An 11,716-nucleotide genomic window follows, 5' to 3' on the forward strand; every position below is an offset into this window, starting at 1 on the left:
AGGGCTGAATATTTGCCGCGCCAGTCAGGCTGCGACGAAATGCCGACTTAGGAGGTGGCTTTCAAATGAAGACCGCACTCCTTGGTTTCCGGATTTTCCCACCACCAGCGGCCGGCACGAACGTCCTCGCCTGGCGAAATGGCCCGGGTGCAGGGGGCGCAGCCGATGCTGGGGTAGAACTTGTCGTGCAGGCCGTTGTAGGGCACGGCGTTCTGCTTGATGTAGGTCCAGATTTCCTTCTCGGTCCAGTCTGACAGCGGATTGAATTTTTCCAGGCCGTTGCCTTCATCGTATTCACGGACGGCGAGGTCGCCGCGCGTCGCTGCCTGTTCGGCGCGCATGCCGGTGATCCAGGCGCGTTTGCCGGCCAGGGCGCGTTTCAGCGGTTCGACCTTGCGAGCGTAGCAGCAGGCCTTGCGCAGCGTGACCGACTCGTAGAAGGCGTTGATGCCATGGTTGCGCACGAAGCTTTCGACTTCTTCGGCCTGCGGGAAGTAGAGCTTCAGTTTCAGGCCGTAGTGCTTGTCGACTGCCGCAATCAGGTCGTAGGTTTCCAAGGGCAGGCGGCCGGTGTCGAGGCTGAAAATTTCGATCGGTAGCTTGGCCTTGACGATCAGGTCGGTCAGCACCATGTCCTCGGCGCCCAGGCTGTTGGCGAAAGTGGCCGGCGACCAGTTGGCGGCGATGTCGGCAAGCAGCGCCTTGACCGTCTTGGTCTTGGCGGCGACGCTGGCGGTCAGTTCGGGCGTGATGTTGAGCAGGCTGGGGGTCATGATGTTCCTTGGGAAGCGCTTTATCTATTTGGTCGTTCCCGCGCAGGCGGGAACCCAGAAGTGTCAGGGCTGGATCCCCGCTTGCGCGGGGATGACGAATATTTCCATGGTTTCCCTAGGCGCGGCGGCGGAAATAGGGTTGCGGTTGGCTGGTCGAGGCCTGGTAGGCATCGCTGAAGGGCTTGAAGCCGGCTTCGATGGCGTAGACGACATTCTTGCCGTCCTTCAGCACGTAGCTGTCGAAACCGACGCGCTGCATGAAGAACAACTGGTCGTGCAGCACATCGCCGACGGCGCGCAGTTCGCCCTGATAGGCGTAGCGCTGGCGCAGCAGGCTGGCCGTCGAGTAGCCGCGGCCATCGACGAATTTCGGGAAAGCGACGGCGATGACAATGAAGTAATCGAGATCGGCAGCGATGTCCTCGACGCGCTCATCCGGTTGGATCAGCAGGCCGATGCGCTTGTGGCAGGAGATGATTTCGGCCTTGCGGGCCTGCCAGACGGCGAGCGGGAAGATGACGTCACCGGCAGGCAGGGCAACGGTTTCCGGCGTTTCACCTTCGCCCAGTTGCAGCGTTTGCCAAGTGTCGACGGTCGCAGCGTTATTCTTGATCAGTTGAGCCATTATGCAGCCTCCTGCTGTGCAGCCTTGGCCTTGCCATGGGCGCGGCCTTCGTAAACGCGGTTCTTGAACGGGTCGATGCCGATGCGATCGAAAGTATCGAGGAAGCGCTCGTCGGGGTGACGGCTCTCGATATATACCTTGATGATCTTGTCGACCACGTCCGGCATTTCATCGGCCGCGAACGATGGGCCGATGACCTTGCCGAGCTTGGCCTCATTGCCCTGACGGCCGCCCAGCGTGACCTGGTAGAACTCGGAATCGTTCTTGTCGACACCGAGTACGCCGATGTGGCCGACGTGGTGGTGGCCACAGGCGTTCATGCAGCCAGAGATGTTGAGGTCGATCTCGCCGATGTCGAACAGATAGTCGAGGTCGTCAAAACGGGCCTGGATGGCGTTGGCGATAGGGATGGACTTGGCATTGGCCAGGTCGCAGAAGTCGCCGCCCGGGCAGCAGATGATGCCGGTCAGCAGGCCGATGTTCGGCGTCGCCAGGCCGGCGATCTTCGCTTTCTTCCAGACTTCATGCAGATCGGACTTCCTGACGTCGGCCAGGATGATGTTCTGTTCATGGCTGATGCGCAGTTCGCCAAAACTGTAGCGATCGGCAAGATCGGCAACGGCAATCATCTGTTCCGAAGTGATGTCGCCCGGTGCGATGCCGTGCTTCTTCAGCGATAGCGTGACGGCGGCGTAGCCAGGAACCTTGTGGGCATGGGTGTTGCGGGCCAGCCAGTTGTGGAAGGCCTTGTCGTCCGGCAAGGCGGCCTCGCCCAGCTTTTCGTAGGCGGGCGCGGTGAAATGCGCGGCAACGCGGTCGAATTCGGCTTGCGTGATGGTCGCCGGGCCGTCCTTGCCATGCGCCCATTCCTCTTCGACCAGTTGGGCAAAGGCTTCGACGCCCAGCGCCTGCACCAGAATCTTGATGCGCGCCTTGTAGGCGTTGTCGCGGCGGCCCTGGCGGTTATAGACGCGGAGGATCGCTTCGCAATAGGTCAGGATGTGCTGCCAGGGCAGGAATTCGCGCACGACCTGGCCGCGGATCGGCGTCCGGCCGAGGCCGCCACCGACGATGACGGTGAAGCCGACTTCGCCATCGACGACCTTGAGATGCAGGCCGATGTCGTGGAACCACGTCACGGCGCGGTCTTCCTTGGTGCCCGAAATGGCGATCTTGAACTTTCGGGGCAGGAAGGCGAATTCCGGGTGGAAAGTCGTCCATTGGCGAAGGATTTCGGCCAGCGGGCGTGGGTCGATCACTTCGTCGGCGGCGACGCCGGCGAACTGGTCGGTGGTGATGTTGCGCAGGCAGTTGCCCGAGGTCTGGATGGCGTGCATCTCGACTTCGGCGAGCTCGGCCAGTATCTCTGGCACATCCTCGATCTTCGGCCAGTTCAGTTGCAGATTGTGGCGCGTCGTGAAATGGCCGTAGCCACGGTCGTACTTGCGGGCGACGTGGGCCAGCGTGCGCAGTTGGGCGGAATTCATCATGCCGTAGGGCACGGCGATCCGGAACATCGGCGCATGGCGCTGGATGTAGAGGCCGTTCTGCAGGCGCAGCGGGCGGAATTCGTCGTCGCTCAGCTGACCGGCTTTCCATCGGCAAACCTGGTCGCGGAACTGTTCAACACGCTCGGTGACGAGCTGGCGGTCGATGGCATCGTATTTGTACATGAAACGTCCTTCGGGAAAACGTCAGGCAAAAACCAGCTTGGTGCCGATCAGCACCAGCATGGCGGCCAGAAGGCGGCGCAGGATGTGCTCCGGCACCTTGGCAGAAACTTGGGTACCCAGCCAGATGCCGGGCAGCGAACCGAGCAGCAGCGCGCCGAGCAGCGACCAGTCGACGCCACCAAGCAGCCAGTGGCCGAGGCCGGCAACCAGCGTCAGCGGCACGGCGTGGGCGACATCCGATCCGACAATCTTGACCGGCGAAAGTTTGGGGTAGAGGAAAAAGAGTGCGGCAACGCCGAGCGCACCGGCGCCCACCGACGAAATGGTGACCAGCACACCGAGCAGGGCGCCGACGGCGACGGTGATCTTGCCCAGGCAGCACTGGCGCAGCGGCGAATCTTCATGCTTGCTGGCGTAATCGCGTAGCTTGCGACCGAACAGGATGGCGATGGCCGTGAGCATCAGGGCAAAACCAAGGCCGTGCGAAATGAGCTGGCCGATGACATTGCTGCCCTTGGGCATCTGGGACAGTACCCAGAGGGTAATCGCGGCGGCGGGAATACTGCCGAGCGCCAGCCGGCCAGTGACTGCCCAGTCGATATGGCCTTTCCTGCCGTGTGCCACGGTGCCGCCGGCCTTGGTCATCGCGGCGTAAAGCAGATCGGTGCCGACGGCGGTGGCTGGTGGCACGCCGAACAGCAGCACGAGCAGCGGCGTCATCAGCGAGCCGCCGCCAACGCCGGTCAGGCCGACAATGGCGCCCACAGCAAAGCCGGAAAGGGTGTAGAGGTAATCCATGGCGCGCATGTTAACAGTGGCCATTTGAATCAAAAAGAATATTGGGTTAGATTGGTATAGCTTTTGGTTATTAGTCGCTAGTCGTTAGCGACTGGCTTTTGGCTAACAACTAGTGACTAGCGACTACCCATGAAACTCCAACAGCTGCGTTACATCGTCGAAATCCGGCGTCAGGGACTGAATGTCTCGGAGGCTGCCGAGTCGCTTTACACCTCGCAGCCCGGCATTTCCAAGCAGGTGAAACTGCTTGAAGACGAACTCGGTATCGCCATTTTCGAGCGCAGCGGCAAGCGTTTCACCGGCGTGACCGAACCGGGCAAGGTTGTTCTCGGCATTGCCGAACGCATCCTGCGCGAGGCGGAAAACCTGAAACGGGCGAGCGGCGAGTTCGCCTCGGGCGACACCGGCCGGCTGGTTCTGGCGGCAACGCACACCCAGGCCCGCTATGCCTTGCCCGTTGTGGTTCGCGATTTTGTCGCCCAGCATCCAGACGTCAAGCTGGAAATGCACCAGGGCAGCCCGATCCAGATTGCCGAATGGGTGGTGGCCGGCGAGGCCGACATCGGCATCGCCACCGAATCGCTTGACCAGTATCCGCAACTGATCACACTGCCGGTCCGCCAGTGGACGCATTGCGTCATTGCGCCGGAGGGGCATCCGATCCTGAAATCGCAGCCACTGTCGCTGAGCGAACTGGCGAAATGGCCGCTGATTACCTACGACACCGCCTTTACCGGCCGTTCGCGGATCAATCGAGCTTTCGAGCGGATTGGCGCGCAGCCCAATGTGGCGCTCACCGCCCTCGATGCCGACGTGATCAAGACCTATGTTAGCCTTGGCCTGGGCCTCGGCATCATTTCGGCGCTGGCTTTCGATGCCCAGCGCGATGCCGGGCTGGTGGCGATCGACGCCGCTCACCTGTTCGAATCCAACACCACCCGCCTGGCCTTGCGCCGTGGCACCTATCTCAGGCGCTACGACTACGATCTGATCACCCTGTTTGCCCCGCATTTGTCCAGGCACGTAGTCGAAATGGCTATGCAAGGTGGTGGTGATGAATATCAGCTATAACTTTAGTTATATTTTCAGCGGTGCTGTTCACGGGTAGTCTGCCGCCATCTGGAGGCTTTTCATGAACGCAGTCGCTGAAGAAGTGCAGTTGCAGAGCATGCTGAACGGGGTAGACATTCCCCCTTGTCCCGCCGTATTGATCGAACTCGATGCCGAGCTGAAAAAAGACATACCGGATCAACGGGAAATCGCCCGTCTGATCAGCCAGGATGTAGCGCTTTCCGGGCATGTGATGCTGATCGCCAATTCCCCGGCCTTCTCGACCGGGCGCAAACTGGTCTCCATCATGCAGGCAATCAACGTGCTGGGGATGCAGAGCATCTTCAGTCTGGTGGTCTCGCAGTTGCTGAAACTGGCGCTGGCCGGCGACCAGGATGCCGCGATGGATCGTTTCTGGGAGAGCTCGGCGCAGACGGCGCGCGTTTCGGCCGAGCTGGCCAAGCGCTTGCGCTGTGTTCGGCCCGATGTGGCCTATACCTTCGGCTTGTTCCACGATTGCGGCATTCCCTTGCTGATGAAGCGTTTTTCGCAGACCAGGGAAGTGCTGGCATCGGCCAACGCCGCCGAGGACCGCGGCTTCACCGATGTCGAAGACGCCATGATGGGAACCAACCATGCCGTCGTCGGCTACTTCCTGGCCAAGCGCTGGCACCTTGCCGATTTTGTCGCCGAGGGGGTGCTATATCACCACGATTACAGCGTGTTGGTCAAACCCGGCAGCGTTTCGGATACGGCGCGCGCCCTGATTGCCGTCTGTGTGCTGGCCGAGCACATCATCCGTTTGCACGGTAGCGGCAATGGCGAGCAGGAGTGGGACAAGGCCGCCTCGAACGCCTGCGCCTACTTCGATCTGTCGCTGGGTGCCGTCGACGACCTGATTGACGACCTGATCGACTGGCTAGGCTGAGTCTACTGATCGTCACCTCGCCCTGCTGAAGCTTCTCCTACGGCGATTTCAGCATGCGCGGCGCCGTATCGCGGAGGATCAGCGACGGTGACGAGAAGGGGGCCAGCCGTTCGAGAAAATCGAGCAACTCCAGAACGGGCGAGTTGCGGAAGAAGGTGGCGCTCGGCGTTTCGATCCACAGCCGGTCGGCGTAGGCGTGCAGCTCGTGTGGTTTGTCGCCGAAACCGTCACCGTCGAGGTCGAAGCCTTCGTAGGTATCCCAGTTGTTGCCCCACCAGGTATCGTTCATCGGGTCGCCATCGCCAATGATGGTGACCGGCCACAGGTTGCTCTTGAAGGTGTTGTTGATGGCGATGTGCCCACCCTTGGCGCCGTAGAAATAGATGCCGGTGATGTTGTGGGCGATCACATTGTTGATGAAGACGATGCGGTTGATCGCATCCATTGGCGAATCAGCCATGATGCCATGGGCGCAATGGACGATTTCGTTGTCCACGACCAGTGCCGCCGAGGTTTCCTTGAGGGCGATGCCGGCACCCGAGGCATCCATGGCGTGCAGGATGCGATTGTTGCGGATGATCAGGCCGTTCGAGTTCAGTGCGATGACGCCGGTCGAGTTCTTTTCCAGCAGGTTGCGTTCGATCAGGCTGCGATGCGAAAAAAGCAGATTGAAAGCCCGGCGACTGTCGCGGATGGTGTTGCCGGTATAGCGGTTTTGCGGCGAATTGCTGACCGTGATGTCGCGAATCTGGGCGATGTCGTTGTTCTCGATACGGTTGCCGGTGCTGTACCAGAGGCGCAGGCCATCGCCACGGTCGGCCGAATCGACGGGGCGGGAGCGGATGCGGTTATTGCGCACGATGCTGTCGGTCGTCCGGTGCAGTGAAATGCCGAATAGCACATCTTCGACGATGTTGTTTTCGATCAGCAGACCCTTGCCCTCCGCCACCATGATGCCGCCGTCGATGGCGTCGTGCGAGTCGCCGCTGCCGCGCAGGGTCAGGCCCCGCAAGGTCACCCGGTCGGCCTTGATGGTGAGGACGGTTCCCTTGCCGCCGGCGTCGATGATGACCTTGCCGTTGCCTTCCAGGGTCAAGGGTTTGTTGATCGTGGCCGGACCGCTGTAATTGCCGGGCGGCAGGCGCAGAACCGTACCGGGTAGCGCGGTATCGAGCCAGGCTTGCAGCGGTTGGCCGGCGAAGGCTGTGAGAGACAGACAGAGGCCAAACAGGGCGAGGACGAAACGGGGGCTCATTTGGCCGGATTAAGCCAGCACGGCAGGATTTTCGCCTCGACCTGCATCAAGTTTTCGGCAATATCGGGGGCGGATTATTCCCAGTATTCCGTGACTTCGCTGGCCCAGGCGGTGGCCGCCAGCAGGGCACGGTTGACACTGTCCGGATCGACGCCGGCAGCCCGGGCAGTACTTTCCATCAGCGGCGGGTCGAACGCCTCGCTGGCTTCAGCCACGGCCAGCAGCGCGGCGTAGGGCCCGCTGCGTTCAAGCAGGGCCTGGCGGATGTCCGCAGAAATCGGGATGTCGCTCAGGGTTTCGGCCAGCGGGCGGCGCAGCAGGCGATCGAGGCAGGAAAAAATGCCGGTCAGGAACAGCGCATCGTGCGCCTTTCCGGGCATGGCCTGTTCGCCCAGGACTTCCATCAGGCGGCCACGGGTCAGGGCGTTTTCGATCATCAGCCAGTCGCCCAGATGCGGGTCGCGTACCGAGAAGAGCAGGACAGCCACCCAGCGGCTCAGGCGCTGGCGGCCGAGAATGACCAGGGCCTGCTCCAGCGAGTCGATCTGGCGACTCAGGGCCAGCGCCGGGGAGTTCAGGTAACGCAGGATGCGGAAACTGAGCAGCGGGTCCTGTTTCATTGCCGCCGCAATTTCCACTGTCTCGGCATCGCCCTGGACCAGGCGCAACAGGTTGAGCAACTGTGCCTTGTGCGGATCGCCGCTCGTTTCGTTCGGGAGCTTGGGGGCGGATTCGGCAAACTTGCCGTGAAAATTTTCGAAATGCCACTGATGGCAGAAAAGGTGATCGTCGAAAGTGTCGATGTTGCAGGCAAATAGCCGGACCGGGCGTTCCCGATCACCGGAGCGGATGGCCGCGGAAAAGTCCCGGACGGCGTTGGCCTCGCTGCCAGCGACATCGATCGCCGCGTAGTCGACCTGCTGGATGACCCGGGCAAAGGCGCGATGCTTCGGTTGGCGGAAAACCCCGATCAGCAGGCCGCGCTGGCGTAGCTGGTCGATTGCCTCGCAGACCATGTCGGCTTCAGCATCGGCCGCCAGCTGGATGAGCAGCACGATGTTGGTCTTCTTCAGGCGATCAAGTGCCGGGAGGTCGAGGCTGGACGAACTGAGCGGGATGAAGGCGAGGCTGGTGTTCCAGGCCTCGGGACTGGCGTTCAGCGTGTCGAGTAGAGTCTGGTCGAAGTCGCGTTGTTTGCCATCGTCGACACTGGCGGGCACGGTCGATTGTTGCAGGCGAAAAAGATGGCCGGACAGACGGTTGCTGCGGTCGAAAACTGCCTCGCGGCGAAGAAAAGGCGTCTCCCTGACGGGGCGGCCGGGTTTGCCGCTTGATTCGGCTGAGGGTATGTCCTGGGTTTCTGGCTTCTTGCCGAACAGCTTTTTCAGACCGTTGAACACGAATCTCTCTCCCCCAAAAGAAAATGCCCACCGCAGGGTGGGCATTCTCGCATGCTCGGCGAAGGTTTAGTCGACCTTGGCCTTGCCGCGCAGTTCCTTGACCAGGTTCTCGACCTGCTGCTGGCTGGCGCGCTGTTGCAGTTGCGGCTTGACCTGATCGAACGGCGGCGGGGTCATCGGACGGGAGTCGTCGAGCTGGATGACGTGGTAGCCGAAATCGGACTTCACCGGGGTCTTGGTGTATTCGCCCTTCTTCAGCTTGCCCAGCGCTTCGCCAAACGGCTTGACGTAGGCGTTCGGGGAGCTCCAGCCGAGTTCGCCGCCCTTGTCCTTGGAACCGGGATCCTTGGAGGCCTTGGCCAGTTCGGAGAACTTCTCGCCCTTGTCGAGCTTGGCGATGATCGCCTTGGCATCATCTTCCTTCTCGACCAGCACGTGGCGAGCCTTGAATTCAGTGCTGCCCAGGTTGTTCTTGATCAGTTCGTATTCGGCCTTGAGCTGGGCTTCACTGATCGGGTTGGCCTTGACGTAGTCGGACAGGTAGGCGCGGATCAGCACGGCCTGCTTGGCCAAGTCGATCTGACCCTGGATGTTCGGGTTCTTGTCCAGGCCCTTCTTCTTGGCTTCCTGGGCGAGGATTTCGCGGCGAACCAGTTCTTCCTTGATGGCGCCTTGCAGTTCCGGCGAATCAGGGGCGCCCTGAGCCTTTTGCTCGGCGATGAAAGCGTTGTAGACGGTTTGGGAAATCGGCTGGCCATTGACGGTAGCGAAGGCCTTGGCCTTGTCGGCAGCGAGAACCGGAGCGGAAACGACGGCACCGGCGACAAGCAGGGCGGCCAGGCGGGAGAGTTTGAACATGTATCTATCCTTGGGTCTAGGGAATAACAGAAAAATTATACTTCGCCGGGCACTTCAGCGCAGATGCTGAGCGCATGAATCCGTCCGCGCATCAAATCACCTGCCGCATCATAAATCATGCGGTGACGGGCAATAGTACTTTTCCCGGCAAATGCCTGTGCAACAATTTGTAACTGGTAGTGACCACCGTCGCGGGCCCCGGCGTGGCCGGCATGGCGGTGCGAGTCATCAACGATGGCGATGGATTCGGGCTGCAGCACGGCCAAACGTTGGCGCAGCAGTTCGATGGTTTCAGGACTCACGCCGGCAAGGCTTTCTTGAACGGTTTGATGCTGACTTTCTCGTAAACCCCGGCGGCAATATAAGGGTCGGCATCGGCCCAGGTTTGGGCCGCAGCGAGGGAGGCAAATTCGGCGATGATGATGCTGCCGGAAAAGCCGGCCGGGCCGGGATCGGGCGAGTCGATGGCCGGGCAGGGGCCGGCCAGGATCAGGCGGGCTTCCGCCTGCAGGGCGAGCAGGCGCTCAATGTGGGCGGGGCGGGCGGCGAGGCGCTTGTCCAGCGTGCCGGCCTTGTCTTCAGCAATGATCGCGTAAAGCATTATTTTTCTTCCTCAACATATTTGGATAGCAGCATGCCCTGGCCGAGCACGAAGACGAGCATCAGGCCCATGCCGCCGAACAGTTTGAAATTGACCCAGATATCGGTCGGGAAATTGAAGGCGATGACCAGATTGAGCACGCCCATGACCAGGAAAAAGCCTATCCAGGCCAGGCTGAGCTTGCCCCAGATCGGTTCGGGCAAGGTCAGCTGTTCGCCGAGCATGGCCTTGATGGGGTTCTTTTTGAGGATCAGGGCGCTGAAGGCCATGCTGCCGGCGAATACCCAGTAAAGGATGGTCGGTTTCCACTTGATGAAGGCTTCGTTCTGGAAGGCCAGGGTCATGCCGCCGAAGACGACGACGAGGACCAGACTGATCCAGAGCATCTTGTCCACCTTGCCGTGGCGAAAGTGCACCCAGATGATCTGAGCGACGGTGGCGGCGATGACGACGACGGTAGCGAGCAGGATCGGCGCCATCTTGATGTCGTCGGGGACGAAGCCAAGCAGCGAGCCCATCCAGCTGGCCGCGAGTTCAGGGCTCTTTTCCGCGTACTTGAAAGTGGCGAAAAAGAGGATGACGGGGAAGAGGTCGAAGAGCAGTTTCATGGCGGGGCATTATATACTGCCGAAAACTACTGAACCGCAAGCAAGAGAGCTCATGCATACCGTCCTGATCATCGATGACAGTGACATCAACCTGACACTGATCAAGGCGCTGGTGCTCAAACTGGGCGACTGCAGCCCGATCCTTTTCGACAAGCCCATCGCCGCTCTTGAATGGTGCCGCGAGAATGTACCCGATCTGGTCATTGTCGATTACATGATGCCTGATATGGACGGCCTGCGTTTCATCAGTGCTTTCCGTGCCCTGCACGGGCGGAACGAGATTCCGGTGCTGATGATCACGGCCAACGATCAAAAGGACATTCGCTACGATGCCCTGCTCGGTGGCGCCAATGATTTCCTGACCAAGCCGATCGATCGCATCGAATTTTCGGCCCGGGCCCGCAACATGCTGTCGCTGCGCACCGGCCAGAAATTTCTGGCCGACCGCGCCGAGCATCTTTCGGCGCTGGTCGAGGCACGCACCGCAGAAATCCGCGAACGCGAAAAGGAGCTGATTTTCCGTATTTCGCGCGCTGCCGAATTTCGCGATCCGGAGACCGGGGCACACATCCAGCGCATGGCGCATTATTCGCAGATCATTGCCCAGGGCCTGGACCTTAGCCCCACCATCCAGAAACTGATGCTTGAAGCGGCGCCGATGCACGATGTGGGCAAGATCGGCATTCCGGACTACATCCTGCTCAAGCCGGGCAAGCTGACCCCGGAGGAGTTCGAGGTGATGAAGGGGCATTCGCGGATTGGCCATGAGCTGCTCAAGGACAGTCGTTCTGAAATCATGCGCGCCGGGGCGGAAGTGGCGATTTCACATCATGAGAAATATGATGGCAGCGGTTATCCATTGGGCCTGAAGGGCAACCAGATTCCGTTGTTCGGGCGCATTGTCGCCGTGGCCGATGTTTTCGATGCCCTGACTTCGGAGCGGCCGTATAAACGCGCCTGGTCGCTGGACGATGCCTGCAAGTTTCTTGAAGACGGGCGTGGCAAGCATTTCGACCCGTTGTGCATCGAAGCATTTCTGGCCGGTTGGGAACAAATTCTGGAAATTCGTCAGCGCTTCCGCGACGAGGAAATTCCGCAAATCTGAACGTATTGGCAACGAACTTTGCCTACGGCAACGGGCGTTGAA

Annotated in this window: 13 protein-coding genes; 3 read left to right on the forward strand and 10 right to left on the reverse strand. The window is 60.6% G+C overall.

The features are described from left to right. Nucleotides 1-47 precede the first annotated feature (47 nt). The 4 genes from KI617_RS06650 to KI617_RS06665 form a co-directional block, all read right to left on the reverse strand. Nucleotides 48-773, reverse strand: a complete 726-nt coding sequence (locus KI617_RS06650) for a phosphoadenylyl-sulfate reductase (RefSeq protein ID WP_226451225.1) — start codon at nucleotides 771-773, stop codon at nucleotides 48-50. Between the two features lie 115 nt (nucleotides 774-888). Next, on the reverse strand, nucleotides 889-1,398 hold the full coding sequence (locus tag KI617_RS06655; RefSeq protein ID WP_226451226.1) for a DUF934 domain-containing protein: 510 nt from the start codon (nucleotides 1,396-1,398) through the stop codon (nucleotides 889-891). After that, the gene (locus KI617_RS06660; protein ID WP_226451227.1) at nucleotides 1,398-3,071 is read right to left on the reverse strand and encodes a nitrite/sulfite reductase; all 1,674 of its coding nucleotides are present in this window, start codon (nucleotides 3,069-3,071) and stop codon (nucleotides 1,398-1,400) included. The genes KI617_RS06655 and KI617_RS06660 overlap by 1 nt, the downstream gene beginning before the upstream one ends. Before the next feature lie 21 nt (nucleotides 3,072-3,092). Continuing rightward, nucleotides 3,093-3,869 (reverse strand): sulfite exporter TauE/SafE family protein, encoded by a 777-nt coding sequence (locus KI617_RS06665; RefSeq protein ID WP_226451851.1) that lies wholly within the window; start codon nucleotides 3,867-3,869, stop codon nucleotides 3,093-3,095. A gap of 129 nt (nucleotides 3,870-3,998) precedes the next feature. Between KI617_RS06665 and KI617_RS06670 the strand changes: the two genes are divergently transcribed. Then, entirely contained in the window at nucleotides 3,999-4,940 is a 942-nt protein-coding gene (locus KI617_RS06670) for a CysB family HTH-type transcriptional regulator (protein ID WP_226451228.1), read from the forward strand. Nucleotides 4,941-5,001: 61 nt separating this feature from the next. After that, a complete protein-coding gene (locus KI617_RS06675; protein WP_226451229.1) occupies nucleotides 5,002-5,847 on the forward strand; it encodes an HDOD domain-containing protein in 846 nt (281 codons plus the stop codon). 37 nt (nucleotides 5,848-5,884) lie between these two features. Here the strand turns inward: KI617_RS06675 and nosD are convergent, their stop codons facing one another. The 6 genes from nosD to KI617_RS06705 form a co-directional block, all read right to left on the reverse strand. Further along, a complete protein-coding gene (gene nosD, locus KI617_RS06680; protein WP_226451230.1) occupies nucleotides 5,885-7,102 on the reverse strand; it encodes a nitrous oxide reductase family maturation protein NosD in 1,218 nt (405 codons plus the stop codon). Between the two features lie 74 nt (nucleotides 7,103-7,176). Further along, nucleotides 7,177-8,502: an EAL and HDOD domain-containing protein gene (locus KI617_RS06685; RefSeq protein ID WP_226451231.1), complete on the reverse strand. Its 1,326-nt coding sequence runs from the start codon at nucleotides 8,500-8,502 to the stop codon at nucleotides 7,177-7,179. Nucleotides 8,503-8,568: 66 nt separating this feature from the next. Next, the gene (locus KI617_RS06690) at nucleotides 8,569-9,360 is read right to left on the reverse strand and encodes a peptidylprolyl isomerase (protein ID WP_226451232.1); all 792 of its coding nucleotides are present in this window, start codon (nucleotides 9,358-9,360) and stop codon (nucleotides 8,569-8,571) included. 35 nt (nucleotides 9,361-9,395) lie between these two features. Then, entirely contained in the window at nucleotides 9,396-9,662 is a 267-nt protein-coding gene (locus KI617_RS06695; protein ID WP_226451233.1) for a BolA family protein, read from the reverse strand. After that, nucleotides 9,659-9,961 carry a YciI family protein gene (locus KI617_RS06700; RefSeq protein WP_226451234.1) on the reverse strand — a complete coding sequence of 101 codons (303 nt, stop codon included), beginning with the start codon at nucleotides 9,959-9,961 and terminating at the stop codon, nucleotides 9,659-9,661. The genes KI617_RS06695 and KI617_RS06700 overlap by 4 nt, the downstream gene beginning before the upstream one ends. Continuing rightward, nucleotides 9,961-10,569, reverse strand: a complete 609-nt coding sequence (locus KI617_RS06705; RefSeq protein ID WP_226451235.1) for a septation protein A — start codon at nucleotides 10,567-10,569, stop codon at nucleotides 9,961-9,963. The genes KI617_RS06700 and KI617_RS06705 overlap by 1 nt, the downstream gene beginning before the upstream one ends. Before the next feature lie 52 nt (nucleotides 10,570-10,621). Here KI617_RS06705 and KI617_RS06710 point away from each other — a divergent pair, with 52 nt between their 5' ends. Continuing rightward, complete coding sequence (locus KI617_RS06710; RefSeq protein ID WP_226451236.1) at nucleotides 10,622-11,674, forward strand: HD domain-containing phosphohydrolase; 1,053 nt, start codon at nucleotides 10,622-10,624, stop codon at nucleotides 11,672-11,674. The last annotated feature ends 42 nt before the right edge of the window (nucleotides 11,675-11,716 follow it).

It is taken from the genome of Ferribacterium limneticum (assembly GCF_020510625.1).
In the GTDB taxonomy this organism is placed as follows: Bacteria; Pseudomonadota; Gammaproteobacteria; order Burkholderiales; family Rhodocyclaceae; genus Azonexus; species Azonexus limneticus_A.